The following is a 20364-nucleotide window of genomic DNA, read 5'->3' on the forward strand; positions in this document are numbered from 1 at the left end:
CGGATAACCCGCGCCACCTGTCCAGAAATCAGCAGCAGGAACTCATTGGTGGATCAAATCTCCTTGTAGATCTCCGCACCCTTCTTCAGAAACTCCTGCGACTTCTCATTCATGCCCTGCTTCAGGGCCTCGATCTCAGAGATCCCCTTTTCGGCGGCGAATTCCCGCACCTCCTGACTGATCTTCATGGAGCAGAAGTGAGGACCGCACATGGAGCAGAAATGAGCCACCTTGTGGGAGTCGTGTGGCATGGTCTCATCGTGGAAGTCGCGGGCCTTCTCCGGATCGAGGCCGAGGGCGAACTGATCTTCCCAACGAAACTCGAAGCGGGCCTTGGACATGGCGTTGTCCTGCAGCTGAGCGCCCGGAAACCCCTTGGCCAGATCGGCAGCGTGGGCCGCTACCTTGTAAGTGATGATGCCTTCCCGCACATCTTCCTTGTTAGGCAGACCAAGATGCTCCTTGGGGGTGACGTAACAGAGCATGGCGGTGCCGTACCAGCCGATCTGCGCGGCACCGATGCCGGAGCTGAAGTGGTCATAGCCGGGGGAGATGTCGGTGACCAGTGGACCGAGGGTATAGAAAGGCGCCTCGAAGCAATCGGTCAGCTCCTTGTCCATGTTCTCCTTGATCATCTGCATCGGCACGTGGCCGGGGCCTTCGATCATCACCTGCACGTCGTGCTTCCAGGCGATCCTGGTAAGTTCACCCAAAGCTTCAAGTTCACCGAATTGGGCTGCGTCATTTGCATCGGCCAAACAGCCAGGGCGCAAACCGTCACCCAGAGAGAAGGCGACATCGTAGGCCTTCATGATCTCGCAGATATCCTCGAAGTGGGTGTAGAGAAAGTTCTCTTCATGGTGGGCCAAACACCATTTGGCGAGGATGGAACCACCCCGGGAAACAATGCCGGTAACACGATCAGCCGTCAGCGGCACATGACGCAACAGCACACCGGCGTGGATGGTGAAGTAGTCGACGCCCTGCTCCGCCTGCTCGATAAGCGTGTCGCGCATGATCTCCCAGGTGAGATCCTCGGACTTGCCGTTGACCTTCTCCAGCGCCTGATAGATGGGCACCGTGCCGATCGGCACGGGAGAGTTGCGCAGGATCCACTCGCGAGTCTCATGGATGTTCTTGCCGGTGGAGAGATCCATCAATGTATCGCCACCCCAGCGGGCCGACCAGGCCATCTTTTCGACCTCCTCATCGATGGAGGAGCTGATGGCGCTGTTGCCTATATTCGTATTGATCTTCACCCGGAAGTTACGGCCGATGACCACCGGTTCCATCTCCGGGTGGTTGATGTTGGCGGGGATGATGGCGCGTCCTGCAGCGATCTCGGCACGCACGAACTCCGGGGAAATCTCATCAGGAATATTGGCTCCCATCGGCTCGCCGGCATGCTGACGCAGCAGCTTGGCGTAACGTGGGTCGGCCCTCATCTCCTGCAGACGGCAATTTTCGCGGATTGCGACGAACTCCATCTCAGGGGTGATGATGCCTTGGCGGGCGTAATGCATCTGGGTGACATTCTGCCCCGGCCTGGCCCGGCGCGGCGCACGGATATGTTCAAAGCGCAGATTGGCCAGTTCCGCATCGCCTTGCCGGATCCGACCATAGTCGGAGCTGGGACCTTCGAGCTGCTCGGTGTCATCACGCTCGTCGATCCAGCCGGAACGCAGGTCGGGCATACCTTTCATCAGGTCGATCTTCTGCTCAGGGTCGGTGAAGGGGCCTGAGGTATCGTAAACCGTGATCGGCGGGTTCTCTTCTGCGCCAAAGCTGGCTGCTGTGGGATCCTGTTCGATCTCGCGCATCGGCACCCGAATATCCGGGCGTGAGCCCTCGACGTAGATCTTCTTCGATTTAAGAAAGGGACGAGTCACCTCTTCTGAGAGGCTGGCGGTCTTTTTGATGAAATCTTCTGGGATGGCGCTCATGGTGGCTGCTCTCTAACTATTTCGGAGGAAAGCGAGCGCGTGGGCGTTCAGCTTTCCTACGCCGGTATTAATCGGATCAGGTTCGAAGGGTCTCTCTCAGCCTGAGTTCGTCAGGCGCCCCTAGCTGGGTACTGCTTCACAATATGTAGATAATCTTTCGTCGCCTTCCATGGCGCCTCTTCGGTGGTTCCATTCACTCCCGGCCCCGCCGTCCTGGCGGGCTTTACGTTGAGAACAGTATAAAGGAGGGACAAACGAATGCAATTGATCCCATCAGCAAAATACCAACCCTGCGGACAAGGTAGACCAGACCGCCCAGCCATCGGGCAATGGACAAGAGAAGCACGCTTCTGCCCCATCTGATCCCTTGCCTGCGAAGAGTAAAATACGTAGGCTAGCTCGTTATACATATTTTCATGCACTCTTAAAGGGGATCTACCAATGGTGGAGAACGGTTTTGAGCAGGCCCGCTTCAACATGGTCGAACAGCAGATCAGGCCTTGGGATGTTTTCGATCCACAGGTTCTGGGGCAGTTCCTGACCCTGCCTCGGGATACCTTCGTGCCCAATGCCTACAAGGGCTTGGCTTATGCCGACATTGAGATTCCTCTGGCACACGGCCAGTCGATGATGTTTCCCCGCATGGAAGCAAAACTGACCCAGGCACTGGCGATCCAGCCAGGGGATCAGGTACTTGAGGTCGGCACCGGCAGCGGTTTTCTCAGTGCATGCCTGGCCAAACTCGCCAACCGCGTTGTCAGCATCGATATCCATAAATATTTTACCGAAATGGCGGGGCGCAACCTGGATGCCCTGGAGATTCGCAACGTACTGCTACGCACCAGCGACGCCATGGCCGCACCCAGTCCGGATGGGCCATTCGATGCCATTGCGGTAACCGGCTCTGTGCCGACAAGCGCCCAGGCTGAGATATTCCGTCAGCAGCTCAAACCCGGCGGCAGGCTTTTTATCATCATCGGCACAGCGCCGGTCATGGAAGCCTGGCTGATCACCCGTGAGTCTGAGACGACGTTCCGGGAAGAGATAATCCTGGAAACAGAACAGGTGCCTCTGGAGAGTACAACACAACCGGAAGCTTTTGAGTTCTAGGCTGTTTCACTAAACAGTCGGGCAACTATACCCATCAGCCGCTGCATGGCGCCGCGATTCTGTTCCACCAGGTCGCGGCCTCTTTCCCCAACCAGGCTCCGTTCGCTGGCATCACTTAGCCAACGGGCAGACACCTCTGCCAACGTCTCAGCAGTCACCACCTCCCGCGCCGCACCCCGGTCGAGAAACAGGTGGCTGATCTCAGCAAAATTGAACATATGCGGGCCAAACACAACCGGCACGCCCTGCGCCGCCGCTTCGAGAATGTTGTGCCCACCGTGGGGCACCAGGCTACCCCCGATAAACGCCATGTCTGCAGCCCCAAGGAACATGGCCAGTTCACCCATACTGTCGCCGAGAAACACGGCTGTCTCAGTGCGACAGGGACGCTGCTCGGACCGGCGCACCAGATCAAACCCTGCACTAATAGCCAGTTCAGCCACCCGGTCGAAACGTTCGGGGTGACGCGGCACCAAAACCAGCAGACTCTCCGGCAAGGTCTCGCGCACCTTCGCATGCGCCGCCAGCACCAGCTCATCCTCCCCCTCATGGGTACTGGCAGCCACCCAAACCGGGCGCGCCTGCCCCCAGTCCCGGCGCATCACATCCGCCTGCTCCCGCAGGCTGGCCGGCAGCTTAATGTCGAATTTGACGCTACCGGTCACCTCCACCTGTCCAGGCCGGGTACCCAACACCTGAAAACGGTCTGCATCCATTTTGCCTTGAGCGGCGATCAGCGAAATATTCTGCAGGGTCTCCCTTGTCAGCCCGGCCAGACGGCGATAACGAAGCGCAGAACGGGTGGACATGCGGGCGTTGGCCAGTAACGATGGAATGCTCCTCTGCCGACACTCATGCAGCAGATTGGGCCATATCTCTGTCTCTATCAGGATCAGCAACCGGGGCTGTAGTCTGTCGAAGAAAGTTTTTACCACCAGCGGCGCATCGTAAGGGGCATAGTGGTGAAATACATCCTGGCCGAACAACGATTCAACCTGTTTCGCCCCGGTCGGGGTCGTGGTGGTGATCACCAGCGGCAATCCTGGATAGTCGGCAAGAAGCCGCCTCACCAGCTGGGCTGACGCTTGTACCTCACCCACTGAGACCGCGTGCAACCAGATACAGCCGTCACTGACCGGCGAGTCAAACCACCCAAACCGCTCCAGCCAGCGCTCCCGATAAGCGGGGCTCCTGAGGCTGCGCCAGTAGAGGCGCACCACTACCAGCGGCATAATCAGGTAGAGCAGCAGGGAGTAGATGTTTCGCATCAGGTCTCACCCAGTACTGCTTCAAGTGCGGCTACATTGGAGCGAAGATGTGCCGGATTGATAGTGCCGGCAATCATACTGCTCACCCCGGGCTGAGAGAAGATGAACGCCATGGAACGAGACACACCTTCCGCCCCTTTAACGTGACCACTCATCAGCCCCTTCTTCACCAACACGCCTTTGTTGGCCTTGGCCGCTGCTTCCAGCACCGGCAACTCGTCATTGTAATCCGGGTTGCAGGTGGCCATCACCAGATCGCACTCCTGCACCACCAGCAGTCCCCCCTCCACCGTCTTGCTCGACATACCGATGGCACGCACCAGCCCCCGGCGCTGAAGATCACGCAGGGTCTCCAGCACATCCTCCTGCCGCAGTATCTCCAGATCACCGCCGTGGGAGTGGATCAGCACCACATCCAGATAATCCGTCCGCAGAGACCGCAGGCTCTGTTCGATACTCTCGCGGGTGGCGCGGGCGGAAAAATCAAAACTGGAATGACCTTTTTCAAAAGTCTCGCCGACCTTGGTCACAATGACCCATTCATCCCTCAATCCCGGCAGCAGCCGCCCCAATCGTTGTTCACTATTGCCATAGGCGGGGGCGGTATCTATCAGGTTGATACCAAGTTCATGGCTTAGAGCGAGAAGGTCCCGCACCGCATTGTCGTCCGGAATCTCGAATGAACTGGGGTACTTGACCTGCTCGTTGCGGCCAAATTTCACCGTTCCCAAGCCGAGTGGACTGACCTGGATACCGGTACTGCCGAGGGGCCTCAAAACCATTGTCGTTCCTGCTCCCAAGGCAACCTTGTCACCGGCGGCCGGGGCCAGCCTTCGGGAATCTTCAGTTCGCCCTTTGAAGGGGATATCCCATCCTGTTGCATTCGGTCGATAACCTGCTGCGCCAGACGCGGGGCAAACGCCAGCTTGGTCGGCCAGGCCACCATCACATCCTGCAGCTGTTCGAGAAAACTGCTGTCCGGCCGTTTGCCGCCTGGCTGGCGAGGCTCCGCCCGATCAACCTCTAGTGTCGACCATTCGACGGCAGAGAGATCCACCCAGGGCATCAGTGCCTGTAACTCACGTTTTGCGGCACTAACCTGTGCCTGCGCGGAACGTTCCACCCCCTCTTCTGCAATATCTCCCCCCAGGTACCAGACGTGATCACCGCCCGCCAGCGGATAGCTGGTGATGGTAAGGCGCGGGTTGGCACCGGCCCCGAGGCAGTGAGCGAAAAGCGGCGGCAGGTTCCCCCGCAACATCACCATCCGTAGTGGCCGGCGCTGCATGGCAGGCTGCTCCAATCCCAACTCCCGCAGGAGCGCTTCATTCCCGGCACCTGCTGCCAGCAGCGTTCTGCGGCTCCTGATCTGCAGCTTTTCACCCTTGTCTCCCAACAGCACCCGTTGATTGGCCACATCGAATTTGATGCCATCAGGCCAGTCGATCTGTAGCGTATATCTGCCATACTGACGAAACAGTTCCTTCACCAGCGAGGCTACATCCAACACCGGCTCCTCCAGCCGATAGACATGGCCTTTGAAGGCCGTATCCTGAAACAGTCTTGGACGGTTTTCCCCTTCGACCTCACCAATACGACTCTGCATCACCTTGCCGGCAAAGAAGCCGGCCATGCGGGAGACCAGCCCTGTGGTGGACCAGAGATACTGGTGATCAGAGAGGATACGCACTGCCGAAAGGTCGAGTTCCCCATGACCCGCCAGTGCGTCACGCCAGATACCGGGCATCGCCCGGATCGCCTGGGATGATCCGGTCAGCTTGCCGGTCAGGGCATACTTGGTGCCGCCGTGAATGATGCCTTGGGAGGCTGGCGTCTGAACCCCGCCGATGCAGCCGGATTCAAGCAGCAGGCAGCGGTAGCCCGCCTGGTGCAGACGGCCCAGGATCCAGAGTCCGGCGATACCGCCGCCGAAGATTATTATGTCGGTTTCGAGGGTTTTCATTGGTCGTTTGTTTATGCCGCTGCATGGCAACGCAAAACCCTACTGCTGCCGAATCGACTCCACAATCTTCGTCGTCGAAATCCCATCCACATAGGTCAAGACTCTTACCTCGCCACCCGCCTCGCGGGTACAGGCCGCACCAGGAATCTTATCCGGATCATTGTCCCCGCCTTTCGCCAGAAAATCGGGCTTCAGACGACAGATGAGCCGCTCCGGTGTCTCTTCACTAAAGGGCACCACCCAGTCGACACAAGCGAGCGCCGCCAACACATGCATACGATGATCCAACCCGTTGACCGGCCTGCCGTCACCTTTCAACTGACGCACAGTTTCATCCACATTTACCGCAACCACAAGGCGGTCTCCAAGACGGCTCGCCTCTTCCAGATAGGTGACATGGCCCGGATGCAGAATATCGAAACAGCCGTTGGTGACGACGATCTGCTCTCCCTGCATGCGGGCGATACGCATCAACCGCACCAATTGATCTTCACCCACCACACCGCGATGGGTGACGTGGTGCTCCATCAGGGCCATCTTCAGCTCATCTTCGGTAACCGAAGCGGTACCCAGCTTTCCAACCACCACACCGGCAGCCACATTGGATAGATGCGTTGCAGTGTCGAGGGCAAGTCCGGCCGCCATGCCTGCCGCCAGCACTGAGATGACTGTGTCACCGGCGCCGGTCACATCGAAAACCTCACGGGCGTGGGTCGGCATGTGGCGCGGCTCCAACCCCTGCTGCAACAGGGTCATGCCCTGCTCGCCACGGGTAATCAACAGTGCATCGAGTTCATAGCGTTGCAGCAGATCATGACCACGCGCTACCAGTTCATCCTGATCCTCGCACTTGCCCACCACGGCTTCAAATTCGGAGAGATTCGGCGTGACCAGAGCCGCGCCGCGATAGAGCTCATAATCCTCTTTTTTTGGATCGACCAACACCGGCTTTCCGGCTTCCCTTGCCAGCGCTATCAATTCACGAATATTGTGTAGTGTCCCTTTGTTGTAGTCGGAGAGCACGAGCAGATCAACGCCAGCAATCAGTCGGCGACAGCTCTCCAGCAGCACCTCGCTGCCGGTTGCTGGAAAGCCATCTTCAAAATCGAGCCGGATGAGTTGCTGATGCCGACTGATCACCCGCAGTTTGGTGATCGTCGGAAACCCATCTAAAGGTTCAAAACAGCAGGTAACACCGGCAGCATCGAGGATATCCGTCAACGCTCGCCCCGGTTCGTCGTCTCCGATCAACCCGGCCAGCACTGCACTCCCGCCCAAAGCTGCGATATTGAGCGCCACATTGCCGGCACCACCTGGGCGCTGTTCCTCTTCACCGACACGCACCACAGGGACAGGCGCTTCGGGTGAGATACGGGCAGTATCGCCGTGCCAGTAGCGGTCGAGCATCACGTCCCCCACCACCAGAATACGGGCCTGATCAAACGCTGGAATATCTATGGACATGGGGCTGAAACCGAGTTGAGTAAACAGGCGCATCATAACATAGCAGTATCGCCGTTCTGGCGATTAACCGGTCCGGCGGGTAAAATCAGCCACTTACCAACCATACCTTTTTTCATATCGTCCGCAGAAGGTTCTCCTGCGGCTGTTTTCAGGAGACCCGATGACCGGCAACAAGCTCTATTTCAGGCTGTTGAGCTATGTGAAGCCCTACCGCCGGATCTTCGTCCTGGCCATCTTCTTCACTATTCTGCTGGCACTCACTGAGCCGCTGCTGCCGGCACTGCTGAAACCCTTGCTCGACGGCAGTTTCGTGGAGAAGGATCTGGATACCATCAAGCTGATGCCTTTCGCCTTAATCGGCCTGTTTGTGGTGCGCGGCTTCACCTCTTATGCCAGCACCATGGCCATGACTGCGGTCTCCACCCGGGTCGTCATGGATCTGCGCAACGAAATGTTCCGCAAACTGTTGGTACTGCCCAACCGTTACTACGACAACAACCCCACCGGCGTTGTGTTGTCGAAGGTTACCTATAACGTGGAGCAGGTCGCCGCCGCCTCCACCGAAGTGCTGGTGGTACTGGTGCGGGATTCGGTGTCTATCCTTGGACTGCTGGGGCTGATGCTCTACCTGAATTGGCAACTGACACTATTCGTCTCCGTGCTGGTGCCGATCATCGCACTGATTGTGAAATTTATCGGCAAACGCATACGCGATATCAACCGCTCGATTCAGCAGACGATGGGGGAGATGACCCATGTCTTGGAAGAGGCGATACAGGGCAACAAGGTGGTAAGACTTTTTGGCGGCCAAATCTATGAGTACGACCGTTTCCAACAGATCAGCAACTGGCTACGGCGCTATAACGTGAAACACCAGGCCACTGCCGCCCTCAGCTCGCCAGTGGGGCAGTTCATTCTGGTACTGGGTCTGGCTGCGGTAGTATATTTTGCAGCCCTGCAATCCCTGGATGATAAGGTCACCGTTGGATCTTTCGTCTCCTTTATCGCAGCAATGGCAATGTTGCTCTCTCCACTGAAAAAACTCATCGGCATCAACAGCGTTCTTCAACGGGGACTGGCTGCTGCGGAAAGCATGTTCGAGTTGGTGGATGAAATACCCGAAGAGGACAAAGGCACGACCAAGGTCAAACAACTTAGCGGCAGAGTTGACTTCGACCACGTCACCTTCACTTACGGGGGCAGTGACCGAAAGGCCCTGGACGACATCGGCCTGACCATCGAACCTGGAGAGAACATCGCCCTGGTCGGCCCATCAGGGGGAGGCAAGAGCACCCTGGCAAACCTGATTCCCCGTTTCTATCATCTCGACAGAGGCCGCATCCTTTTGGACGGAGAGGATATACAGGAGGTCACCCTTGCTTCCCTGCGCAGCAACATCGCCCTGGTCAGTCAGGATGTCACCCTGTTCAACGACACCGTTGAGGCGAACATCGCCTATGGCGAGATGCGCGGTACCGATCGGGAATCGGTGGTTAGCGCAGCGACCAACGCCCACGCCATCGAGTTCATTGAGGAGATGCCCCAGGGACTCGACACCCTGATCGGCGAAAACGGTGTACGTCTTTCAGGGGGACAGCGCCAGCGACTGGCCATCGCCCGGGCTTTGCTCAAGGACGCCCCTATCCTGATCCTCGATGAAGCAACCTCAGCCCTGGACAATGAATCGGAGCGGTTCATTCAGGAGGCACTTGCCACCCTTACCCGCAACCGCACCACGCTGATCATCGCCCATCGTCTCTCTACCATCGAACACGCCGACCGAATCCTGGTGCTTAGCGAGGGACGCATCGTAGAGTCAGGAACCCACCAGGAACTGATGGCGATGGGAGGAACCTATAAAAAGCTCTACGACACACAGTTCTCCATTGCCGGCGGTACTTTCTGAGCAGTACCGTACACTATCGAGAAAAAGACGACTCAGGTCGACTGACCCACGACTAAATTTTTGCCTATAGTTTCAGATTATTCCTACAAGGGGCGCAGATTTTCCTGATAGGTGTTCCCAGTCCCCGGTAGTATATTAATTCCCAACAAGGACGACCGATGAACTTCGGAGGGGGCATGGAAGTCCCGCCTTGTTTTAAGGTTACAGACAGGGATGTGATCTGTGATCAGGCACAAAGGAAGGTGTCGACCTCGAAAGCCCGCTCCAGGGATTGGTGCGGGCTTTCTTCTTATATAATCCATGAACGCGCAGAGATGCATAAACAGCCCTGCATCGGAGAATAAGAGCAAAATTTGGAGCCGGCGAGAGGAGTCGAACCCCCGACAAGCTGATTACAAGTTATTTTACCCACCTGTTTGAAGAATTTTGACCTTCTTTTAAATTCTTTTAAACCCGTTGTTTTTACTTGCTATTTTCTTTGATTACACTTTAGACTCTCCTCAGTAACTTGATACGGAGCGTCTACATTGTGTCTACATTTTTAACCAATCAGCCGATCAAACTGACCAAACGGGTGGTCGACAGCGCCATCCCACCTAAGGGTAAAAAACAGATTTTTCTGCGGGACAGTGTATTGTCAGGTTTTGGCCTGCGCATCACCGATCGGGGCACCAAATCCTTCATCGTGGAAAAGCGGGTGGAGGGCAAGGTCCGCCGACAGACCTTGGGGCGCTTTGGTGAACTCACGGTCGAGCAGGCCCGTCAGGAGGCACAAAAGACCCTAGGCAAGATCGCCATGGGCATCAATCCAGCGGCGGAGCGTAAATCCCGTCAGGCACGGGCCATTACCCTGGCCCAGACCTTTGCGGACTTTAAAAAGGCCCGTAAGCAGCTCAGTCCAAACACCCTCAAGGACTACACTTACCACTTGGAGCACCATTTGGGTGACTGGCTCAACAAACCGATTACCGTCATCACAAAGCATATGGTGACCCGACGCCATCGGGAAATTGGTGAGCGCGGGGCTAAAGCCCAAGCCAATGCCGTCTTCCGCACCCTGAAATCAGTGCTCAATTTCGCCAAGCACCACTACGATGATGGGCAGGGTCTCTCTATCCTCCCTTATAACCCCGTGGAAATCCTCAACCACACACGTGCCTGGTATCGGGTGGAACGGCGCAAAACAGTCATCAAGGTCCACGAATTACCCGCCTGGTATCAAGCGGTAAAATCTCTTCGCACACCGGAAAAGCCCACCAGCGCCTTTGTAGTCGCCGATTTTCTGGAAATGGCGCTCTTCACCGGCCTGCGCTTTAGTGAGACCATCAAATTGCGCTGGTCTGATGTAGATCTGCTTGAGCGAACCTTGGTGATACCCGACCCCAAAAATCATCACTCTTTCACCCTGCCTCTATCCGATCATGTCTTAATGATCTTGCAGGCGCGGCAACTTATGGCCGTAAATGACTATGTTTTTCCGGGCAGGGACGGAAAAAGCCATATGGTGGAACCCCGGCGGCAGATGAATCATGTCATCAAAGAATCTGGCATCCAGTTCAATATCCACGATCTGCGGCGTACCTATGCTACCGTCCTCGATATGATGGATTTTTCCCGCACCACAATTAAGCGCCTGCTTAACCACCGGTCGGGGTACGATGTGACCGACGGCTATATCATCACCGATGTAGAACGTTTTCGGGGACCTGTTCAACAGGTGTCGGATTTTCTGAAGGAAGCCATTGGACAGACCAATCCGGCAACTATCATACCGATGCAACAACGTAAGCATTTATAGAGTGCCTACGTTACGGATACGTTACTTTTAGTGATCAAATACCAACAATAAGGGGCATTGCAGGGGTGCGAAATGTTGTGCCAATTACAAATGCTAAGCGATAGGTGTTCAATCCCCAGTTTGGAAACGTTAGCTCTCTGATTCAACGTATGTATACGTAAGGTATTGTTCATGGAAAGTAACCAACTACTCAGCCCGTTTGAGATTTTTGATCCACTAAACGGACAGCCACAACAACATTACAATATTCGATCAGATACCCTGGCCAATCGAGCACGGCGCATCCTGAAAGGCCGTACACGCGAAGAGATCATATTCATGGTCGATTCCATCAATTTCATGTTCGCAAAACCCACCTTACTCCAATCCTATATTGAGGAAATGAAGCAGGAACACAGAGAGAAACGTGGTGATGCACCGGGACTGGAAGGCGTCATGCTGGAGCATGATTTTGAATGGGACGCTAAAGAAGCAGAACTTGGAGAGAAAGCAGGTCTGCCTTCCTTTCAGCACCAATCTAATACTGAACACGCTTGGTCTACACCAGGTTATACCCTGTTACGGTTGATGAATGATTTTGAAATCAGTGGCCAAAGTGAGATACCCAATGCTAAATGGTCAGAATATTTTTCCGCACTGGCCCTCGCACTCATTGGTGAAGCACAATTAGCGACAAAGTGGAGCTATCAGATTGAGGAACAAGATGCAGGCATTCGGGAATTGTCGACCTGCTGCCATATTGGGGATTACATCATAGATGCAACTGAGGCATTAGGCATTGCGCAATTACTTCAGGAGCGGGAACTCAGCGCTCAAATACCTGATGAGGTTACAAAAGAAAAAATCCACTTAAACAATAAAAAAGCAGCTATTCATAAAAACAAAGATACCAATAAGATTAAGCGGGATTTTATTCGATGGTGTCAGGAAAGCTATATTCCTGCACTCAACCACGGAGAACGATTTAACCAGACACATGCCGCTAATGAATATTATGCTGAATTTCTTGAAGAAGATGCTCCAGATCCTGCAAAAGATTTCGAAGGTGCATGGAAACACAAGGAAAACAAAATCAGAATGCTGCTAAAAGGCTGGAGACAGTTCAAAAAAACTGGAGAGCTACCCGCAATACCAGAAAATCTATAGTCTGAATAGTACCTCTGCGCGCAGAGGTACTACACCAGCACGTAGCGGTACGGCAGCTGCGTGCTCACGCTCTATTTATTCCACTCAATAGCTACCAGAGTTACCCCCAGTTTATTGGAGGTAACTATGTCACAGCAATTACTCAACACCGCAAGCGCGGCCAGCTTTCTTGGCGTCAGCAAAGCATTTTTAGAACGAGATCGATGGGCAGGAGCGCGGATTCCGTTTGTCCGGGTAGGCGCACGGGCAGTCCGCTATCGTCAGGCAGACCTCGATGCCTATATAGAGGCTCAGATTCGCCACTCCACTTCCGACCACCGGGGGCGGTCGTGAGCGAAGCGAATGCCGACTCTAGTCTAGACAGAGGCACCAAATATCCGACACGCCCCTGTGATCTCATCTCAGATCAGGGAGAATGGCTCGGTCGTCTGGAAACCGAATACCCGGTCCTGTCTGTAAAATCACCTGGCACCTATGCCCGGCTTTCTCACCGGGAGTGGTCAGGCGAATGGCGACTGAGCTGTATAACTGAGCCGCCAGTTCGACAGCCTCCCCCTCAGCAATCAGGCCAGCGTATTACCGACAAGCTATCAGATGGCGGCCGAAGAAAAATAGAAGACAGCTGCCGGTATGTTTATCTCAAGCGCGGTGGCTACTCTACCTTTGTTACGCTGACTTTTGATACTGCGGCACGAACCAGAATGACAAATCAGTATCCTGAAGGTCCATTCTGCCCAGTTTCCTGGTCTAAAACTGGAAAGTTCAGATATCAAGCCGATCCCACGATACCAATAGCAGGCGTCACTGTGCTCTGGGGAACCACAATTGCTCATGAGGTCAGCCGGTTTCTTGATGCAGCGAAAAAAATGTATACCAGAGGCTGGGTTGCACCCTATAGGGTTAGTGCGACCAAAGAAACCAAAGAAGGCATTAAATATAACCCTATAGCCTTCGGACCCTATAGGGTTGAAACCAATAAAGAAGCCGATTATATACCTATAGGTCCAGGATATACCTATAGGTTTGATTATCTTTGGGTGGCTGAAAATCCGCTTAACGAGAACGGAGAGCGTAATCCCCATGTGCATCTACTGATTCGATGGGCTGTCCCAAAAAAGTTTTTCCAGCCATGGGCTCGAAGGCTTGAGCGATTGTGGGGTCAAGGATTTGCCCATCTCGAACGGCTTCGTGATCGGTCTGCTGCCGGATATTATCTTGCGAAAGCGGCAAAATATCTCACAAAAGGTGACAATACGAATGATCAAGGGCTTGTTCGAGGCAACAGATACGGGATTGCCCAATGTTCCCGCGCGCCAGCGTGGAAAACCCTGACACATATGGAATGGGGCGTGTTGGGAGAATGTATTGCCAAGGCACGCCATAAGCAGCGGAATAAACTGAATCCGATCCGCAGGGCTAAAAATGCAGCCATAGAAAAATTAAAGTCACTGTCTTATAGCGGTGCAGTTGCAAAGAAACAAGCGCTAAAACGGTTGAGTACAATTCGTCACGAACTAAAAAAACAAAAATTCTGGTATGGGAGATGTCATGTTGTTGCCACGGACATTGATAGCCTTGATCGTTTTATGATCTGGGCTGAATCAAAAGGATGGAAGCAGCGAAAACGTCCAGCGAAAAAGTGGGTAGTTGATTGGTTGGCATCGATAAAAAACATGAATATTGCCAAATCTATAGGTGCCCCCCTATAGGGTAACCTGAACCCTATAGCACCTCGTGAGCACTATAGTTGGAACAGGATTTGATTATTGGTCAACTCAGCCAAGCCATTGAGCAGCGTCATGAACGGTTGGCTGTTTTTAGGCTGGTGGTCAATACCTCTCGGATAGGCATTGCTTCCCGAGCATAATTTTTGATATCCGCCCTGCTTAATCTGCAGTTGCCATTGTGTGCCATCGAGAATCAGGAGATTGTTATAGCTTCCCTTCCAGCCCCAGAGGTCGACTCCTTTATCGTATAGGTAAATCCATAAACGCTGCCAGTCATTGAGTAATAATTCTGGACAGTACGAAAGAGATCCGAAGGACTGGAAATACAATTCATCGTTCTCCCAATTCAGACGTTGATAACCCTCGCTAAAACCACCGATTTCAAAACGGAAATACTCTGGTACTGGTTCAAGCGCCAGCGGATCTGCTGGTCTGCGCCTGTTGATTCGCCACTGGTGACCGCACACTGTGCACTGACGTTCTGGACCGTCGATCGGCCAGTCACAACCACCGATCACCAGATAGCCATCGTTTACATCATCTGCCACACGATCCCAAACAGGCATTCCATAGAAGATATTTGCGCCGGTGCGTCGGCCGCATTTCGGACAAATATATTTTCGGCGTACCATGATTATCCGGCGAGATAGCCGCCCTTTTCGGTGTGGCGAGCCTGCCCCAGAGAGACCAAGGTATCAAGCAGTTCTCCGACGCGATCAGTGCGGGCACGTTTAAAACTGCGGGCAAGTTGTTCGGCACTAATTGGGGCGGACTGAGCGGCAAGGGCACTGCGCACCGCCTGCACTTGTTCTGGAATCGCCTTGGGCCAGGATGGTTTACCTTTGGTTGCTGCTTTGGAAGATGTGGTCGTCACTGCCTCCAATCCCGCCTGTTCGGTCTGCTCGCCGCCAGGATTCTGGAACGCTGGGCGCAGCCAGCGGACAATGCCACGCTGCTCTTCGGAGGTCCGTTCTGTGTTGAGGTCGACCAGCCGCTGTAGCAACAGCTCCTCTGCTTCGGCCTGTTCGGCTGTCTTTTCTGGATAAGGAGTGGTGCCGCCGGGTTTTCCCACTAGGGCTGGGGTGAGATCAGACCAGCCGTAGGCTTCAAGCACGGCAGCATCGAGTTCGTCGTGCAGTTGGGCCAACACCGAGATCAGACCCTGTGTGTGGATCTGTTTATCCTTTTTCGTCAGTTCATCGCCACGGCGAAGTTTTTCCAGTACGTTGTAGATGCCAGTGAGGGTCAGACCAGCGTGCAGTAACTGTTGACGTTTGCGATGGGCATCAAGCTGCTCTGCCAATTCACCGATTCGCATTTGGAGTTTGGGATTGGAATCGGGAAAAGAAAAGGTTTCAAAACAGCGAGTTTTATTGTAACGAGGGTCATTACCTACGCCTAATCTACCACCCACCGCCAATGCCCAAGAAACATGCAGGCGACTCGACAACACGCCCAAGTGAAAAGCGCTCTCCAATGCAATATTCACTAGCATATTATCCGGGAGAATGATCTTGTCGAGAAAGAGAAAGAAGCGATGCTTGCTGGTTTCTACGGTAGCGATATAGCGGGTTACATCCCGCAGTGCAGGCCGAAATTTAGATCTTGGCCTCCCATGTAACCACCAATTAGCACTGATCCATTTATCCCGATTATGTTCGCGCTCCGGTTTTACCCGCTGATATATCCACTGATAAACCTCTGGGAAACACTTACGTACTTCTTCGGCAGTTAGTCCAAAGAGGTCAATAACCATCACCTTTCGTGGAGTCTGCGTTAGGTCTCGGCCATTACGGTATTCACGAATGTGTCGTTCCAGGTCGGGGATGCGCCCTAATCCCAATTGCTCTGCTTGATTCGGAGTGACGATAAAGCCGGAACCGAAGAGCATAACCCCTCGACTACTCAGTTGACTGTTTGAGTTGAGCACCGCTGCACCTACAACATTTACTCCTATTTTCAGATCTGAAAAAAGCTTTCCAACACATGATTCCAGTTTTACATCGATCCCTTCTACTTGGCTCTCCTGTTCTGTAATCAACGTATTTAGCACCCCTTTCCCTTCACCTCCTTCCGCTACAGTCATGGCAATCCGAACCGCTGCACCATCAGCGCTATCGACCCAGGGATGATCAGGGATGGCGAAGCGCAACGACAGCGGCTTTTTCTGTTCCAGGTGGTACTCTGTTGAAGGTCTGGCGCAGGCTGTTAGTGGTAATCAATCCAAAACGCCTGATTTTCCCCTCCCGCGTCAAGTCGGCGGCATGATGCCACCAGTGCATGACGAAGTCGGCAGAGTCAGGAATACGAGGATAGGTCATGCGCAAAGCTTCAACGTAACCGTCACCTAGTGCCTGTCGCATCCGAGCGGTGCCAATGAAAGGGGGATTACCGACCACGAAATCAGCCGCAGGCCAGCCCGCTTTGCGGGGATTGATATAGTTTTCCAGTGGCACTTGGGCATTCTCGTTTGGCACAAGCTCACCGGTGACCGGGTGGGTCCTGTAGGTCAGCCCATCCCAACGGGTGACCGGGTGGCCCACTTCGTCGGTTACATATTCGATTTTATCCCAAGCGAGTACAGCGTCCCGGCATTCGATATTGTGGAAATCACGCAGTACTGGTTCAGGCGGACGCACATCACCCCGAGTGCGGAAGTGCCATTGTAGATAGCCGATCCAAAGCACGCTTTCTGCTATGCGGGCGGCACGGGGGTTAGTCTCCAGACCTAGCATCTGGTGAGGATCAACGGTGACCCCCTGCAGATCGAGCAGACCTTGGGTCTCGCCGATATCTACCAGAGCATTTAGCACTTCCCCTTCGAGTCGTTTAAGGTGTTCCAGTGTGACGTAGAGAAAGTTACCAGAGCCACAGGCAGGATCTAGCACGCGAGTTTCACATAGTCGATGATGAAAGGTCTTGATTTGATCTACTGCTTTGTTGTGTTTGCCTTTGCGATCGAGGGTGAGTGCGGCGGCCTGCACGTCCTGCCAGTCAGCGCGCAAGGGTTCGATAATAGTGGGCATCACCAGCCGTTCGACGTAAGCGCGAGGGGTGTAGTGGGCACCCAGGCGGTGGCGCTCTTCGGGGTCAAGGGCGCGCTCAAGCAGGGTGCCGAAGATAGCAGGCTCAACATGCTTCCAGTTGGCCCGCGCCGCTTCGATAAGCAGACGGATCTGTTTCGAGTTGAGCGGCAGTGCAGTGGGATCGGCAAACAGGCCGCCGTTGAAGCGTAACAGGTCTGCACGCACCGAGGCGGAGAAACCGCCGTGGTTCATCGTCTGCCAGAGTTCCTGCACCAGCGGCGGAAAGTGCTGAGGGTTGTCGACCAGGCTTTCGAGTAGGTCGGTAAAGCTGCGCTCAGGCATCAACCCCACGTCTTCGGCGAACATGGTGAACAGACAGCGCATGAGAAACGCTGCTACTTGGGCCGGGCTATCTCCGGCCCCTTCCAAGGCCTCCGCCAATTTTGCCAAGCGGGTGGCGATTTCGCGGGTAACGCGGGCAGACTGGCGGGTGGGGTCGAGGGAAAGGGGATCGAGCCAAGCGCTGCGTAGGCGCTCACGGATCGTCTCGTTTTGCAGATCATCGAGATGGATGCGGTGGGACTGTGGATCAGGATAGGGGATGTAGGCCCCGCCGCTGCGACTGAACTCGCTATAGAGTTCAATAGTGCGGCCTACGTCGGTAACAATCACGAATGGAGGTCGTCCCTCCTGCTCTGGCAGAGCTCGCGCATACTGTACCGCCTGCCCATGGGCGCGCAGCATGGCATCATCCCAGACACCACTACCGATAGCCTTGCCGGTCTGTTTTGCCTCCAGCACGAAGCAGCCACGGCGGTAGAGGTCGATAAACCCCCGACTTTGACTGCCGTCGCCGTGGAGAAAGTCTACACGGCGCTCGAAGACGTATCCGTTCTCTTCATTGGCATTGCCAGCGGGATCAGGACGGGGCAATTCAAGCAGATCGCAGAGTTCAGTGATAAATAAATGGCAGTTGGAACGCTCCGTTCCACTTGCAGAACCCCACCTATTTATGAAAGCATCTAGTGAGGTCATCTACATTATTTCTAACCCACATTCAGCGCATCCATAATCAGACTGATTCCGCTTGCAAATAATTCAGTAAAAACAAACCCTAAACCACCCAGCACTATTGTCCACAATAAATAATAAACAGGGGCCGAAACAAAAAATTCAAGCGTGCGATACAGCCACCTCAACCCCAGCCTTACAGAATTCATCCCTTGAACCAATACTAAGTCTACCCTCCATGCAGGGCGGCAAGCATAGCGTGCGTTACGTGATAGATACCCGGAAAAACGGTAAACAAAACTTTGAAATGTTATTTTTTCTTGTAGCAACAAGCCAGCCAATAATGCCGAAAGAATAAAGAAAAGATACGTATCAAAAATGTATCCATAATCTCCATTCGTGACGCACGTCAAATAATTTACAAAATACCCATCCAGGCCATCATCCGAAAGTGAAAATTTCTTACATTCCCCAAGCTCCCCATTAGCTCCCTTTCCTTTCAGGGCAATCAACAGCAATGGAGTGACAAACAAGAAAACCAAAGAAAGCGATTGATGAACAGTCGTAAAAAAAGACTTAAGCTTATTTCTTAGTGGTGAATGCTCATCATTTCTAAGCAAAATCGATTCGGAAAGATTTGAAAAGTAACTTGTTTGTGCCTTAAGGCACAAACTCTCACCATTATCTGCCTTATCAAAATAGCCACTAGTATGACATGATGTAACTAACGATTTTCCATATGTTGCAATACCTGCCACATCACGCTTATCAAACTTACCTGCACGCTTTAGATCTACTAAGCCACGCTTCAAATCCCTAATCAACACTCGCATCACAATGAGGATCGTCATTTTTTAGATGAATAGTTGTCAGACTATCATTTGAGTGGTCATGATGCGTATGTTTGTGCAATAAATATTTAAGATAATAAAAGGCCTGCCTAGTAAGCGAGTAGCAATGATAATGCAGCTTCGCCAGCTTGTCTTTGTCTCCTTTCAGTTCAACACCATCGGCATAAGATGGATCGTACTTTAAATTTGTTATCCCATTACGGTCAATTTCAAAATCTACCGCATACAAAAATTTTTCATCTATCAAGTTAACTGCATAATCAATATTAAAACCCACATCATCCATAATTCCATTTGGGCCTATAGATACAGCATTATCCAGTAACTCTGAAAGCTTTTTTTCTTCACTGTAAGAGCCTCGTTCAATCACTGGCAATGCAACATCAACGCTCCGCTTTAAATTATAAATGCCACACATTAAATCCCTTTCTTTTTCTGGAAAATCTTTGCTTGACCCTCCTCTTTTCCGTATATCCGAAATAAAATAAACCCTCCCTTTAAGATTCTCCCGGTAACTTCTTTTTCCCGTAACAACTACACGAAACCAGCCATGCTGGCCAGGATCACCGGAATCCTTCCAGTCATAAACGGACGTGGCAATTATGTACCTTGATCCACCTTCACCAGAACACATATCCCGTGCATGGTAATTGATTGCAACAACATCAAAATCAGCAAGACCTGGCTCCGTATATCGGAAAAACATATCACCCGACAGACACGGCACCCAGCCAATATATTCTTCAGAAAAAGTCTTTTTGTTCATACGCGCACGCGAAACGACCCCCACATCCAAATAGGGACCTTCAGAAAAGCTTGATTTCTAGTTTTAGAAACGAGAATACGCTTGTAAGGACGCTTTCTTTTGGCCAGAAACAAGGCCGGTTTCTGGGTCGATAACCATCCCATGCGCAATGAATACGCCTGAGCTCATGCCAGCAGTTAAGCGCGAAACTGCGCGCTTTCTGAGCATGTGCTGTACAATGCCGACCATGATAGAAAAAATTAGAAGCGCAGACACAAGATAGAGCAATCCAAGCACTATGTTAGGCATATATTTTCCTTTTTCCTATCGCTCTACCAACTGACGGGGCAATAGAAGCAAATCCCGCTCAATGGAACCCACTGAAACAATGATACTTAGTAGCGTA

At 53.2% G+C, this 20364-nt stretch carries 14 protein-coding genes, 1 pseudogene and 1 riboswitch; of the genes and pseudogenes, 6 read left to right on the forward strand and 9 right to left on the reverse strand.

Annotation, left to right across the window (positions count from 1 at the left end; genetic code table 11):
- Nucleotides 1–53: 53 nt before the first annotated feature.
- Nucleotides 54–1943 (reverse strand): phosphomethylpyrimidine synthase ThiC, encoded by a 1890-nt coding sequence (thiC, locus tag HPY30_06550; GenBank protein ID QYZ65682.1) that lies wholly within the window; start codon nucleotides 1941–1943, stop codon nucleotides 54–56.
- Between the two features lie 36 nt (nucleotides 1944–1979).
- Nucleotides 1980–2075: riboswitch (TPP riboswitch) on the reverse strand.
- Between the two features lie 309 nt (nucleotides 2076–2384).
- On the opposite strand from thiC, the gene HPY30_06555 reads away from it, so the two are divergent.
- Entirely contained in the window at nucleotides 2385–3053 is a 669-nt protein-coding gene (locus HPY30_06555; protein ID QYZ65683.1) for a protein-L-isoaspartate O-methyltransferase, read from the forward strand.
- Here the strand turns inward: HPY30_06555 and HPY30_06560 are convergent.
- From HPY30_06560 to hldE, 4 genes are read right to left on the reverse strand one after another with little or no spacing between them, the layout of a single operon-like run.
- Nucleotides 3050–4321 (reverse strand): 3-deoxy-D-manno-octulosonic acid transferase, encoded by a 1272-nt coding sequence (locus tag HPY30_06560; GenBank protein QYZ65684.1) that lies wholly within the window; start codon nucleotides 4319–4321, stop codon nucleotides 3050–3052. The genes HPY30_06555 and HPY30_06560 overlap by 4 nt on opposite strands.
- Nucleotides 4321–5103 carry an aldo/keto reductase gene (locus tag HPY30_06565; GenBank protein QYZ65685.1) on the reverse strand — a complete coding sequence of 261 codons (783 nt, stop codon included), beginning with the start codon at nucleotides 5101–5103 and terminating at the stop codon, nucleotides 4321–4323. Before HPY30_06565 ends, HPY30_06560 begins: the two co-directional genes overlap by 1 nt.
- Complete coding sequence (locus HPY30_06570) at nucleotides 5094–6284, reverse strand: glycerol-3-phosphate dehydrogenase (protein ID QYZ65686.1); 1191 nt, start codon at nucleotides 6282–6284, stop codon at nucleotides 5094–5096. The genes HPY30_06565 and HPY30_06570 overlap by 10 nt, the downstream gene beginning before the upstream one ends.
- 39 nt (nucleotides 6285–6323) lie before the next feature.
- Nucleotides 6324–7748, reverse strand: a complete 1425-nt coding sequence (gene hldE / locus HPY30_06575; GenBank protein ID QYZ67935.1) for a bifunctional D-glycero-beta-D-manno-heptose-7-phosphate kinase/D-glycero-beta-D-manno-heptose 1-phosphate adenylyltransferase HldE — start codon at nucleotides 7746–7748, stop codon at nucleotides 6324–6326.
- Nucleotides 7749–7908: 160 nt separating this feature from the next.
- Here hldE and msbA point away from each other — a divergent pair, with 160 nt between their 5' ends.
- From msbA to HPY30_06600, 5 genes are all read left to right on the forward strand, one after another.
- Complete coding sequence (gene msbA, locus HPY30_06580) at nucleotides 7909–9654, forward strand: lipid A export permease/ATP-binding protein MsbA (protein QYZ65687.1); 1746 nt, start codon at nucleotides 7909–7911, stop codon at nucleotides 9652–9654.
- A gap of 529 nt (nucleotides 9655–10183) precedes the next feature.
- Nucleotides 10184–11452 (forward strand): integrase family protein, encoded by a 1269-nt coding sequence (locus tag HPY30_06585; GenBank protein ID QYZ65688.1) that lies wholly within the window; start codon nucleotides 10184–10186, stop codon nucleotides 11450–11452.
- Between the two features lie 171 nt (nucleotides 11453–11623).
- Nucleotides 11624–12598 (forward strand): hypothetical protein, encoded by a 975-nt coding sequence (locus HPY30_06590; GenBank protein ID QYZ65689.1) that lies wholly within the window; start codon nucleotides 11624–11626, stop codon nucleotides 12596–12598.
- A 126-nt stretch (nucleotides 12599–12724) separates the two neighbouring features.
- On the forward strand, nucleotides 12725–12931 hold the full coding sequence (locus HPY30_06595) for a helix-turn-helix domain-containing protein (protein ID QYZ65690.1): 207 nt from the start codon (nucleotides 12725–12727) through the stop codon (nucleotides 12929–12931).
- Nucleotides 12928–14307, forward strand: coding sequence for a hypothetical protein (locus HPY30_06600; protein QYZ65691.1), 1380 nt, complete (start codon nucleotides 12928–12930; stop codon nucleotides 14305–14307). Before HPY30_06595 ends, HPY30_06600 begins: the two co-directional genes overlap by 4 nt.
- A 32-nt stretch (nucleotides 14308–14339) precedes the next feature.
- Here the strand turns inward: HPY30_06600 and HPY30_06605 are convergent, their stop codons facing one another.
- From HPY30_06605 to HPY30_06620, 4 genes and pseudogenes are all read right to left on the reverse strand, one after another.
- A complete protein-coding gene (locus HPY30_06605) occupies nucleotides 14340–14957 on the reverse strand; it encodes a hypothetical protein (GenBank protein ID QYZ65692.1) in 618 nt (205 codons plus the stop codon).
- Nucleotides 14958–14959: 2 nt separating this feature from the next.
- A pseudogene (locus HPY30_06610) lies at nucleotides 14960–18386 on the reverse strand (class I SAM-dependent DNA methyltransferase).
- An 11-nt stretch (nucleotides 18387–18397) separates the two neighbouring features.
- On the reverse strand, nucleotides 18398–19213 hold the full coding sequence (locus HPY30_06615) for a hypothetical protein (GenBank protein ID QYZ65693.1): 816 nt from the start codon (nucleotides 19211–19213) through the stop codon (nucleotides 18398–18400).
- Nucleotides 19179–19979: a hypothetical protein gene (locus HPY30_06620; protein QYZ65694.1), complete on the reverse strand. Its 801-nt coding sequence runs from the start codon at nucleotides 19977–19979 to the stop codon at nucleotides 19179–19181. Before HPY30_06620 ends, HPY30_06615 begins: the two co-directional genes overlap by 35 nt.
- Nucleotides 19980–20364 lie beyond the last annotated feature (385 nt).

Source organism: Gammaproteobacteria bacterium (ex Lamellibrachia satsuma), from assembly GCA_019623805.1.
GTDB lineage: Bacteria > Pseudomonadota > Gammaproteobacteria > Chromatiales > Chromatiaceae > QGON01.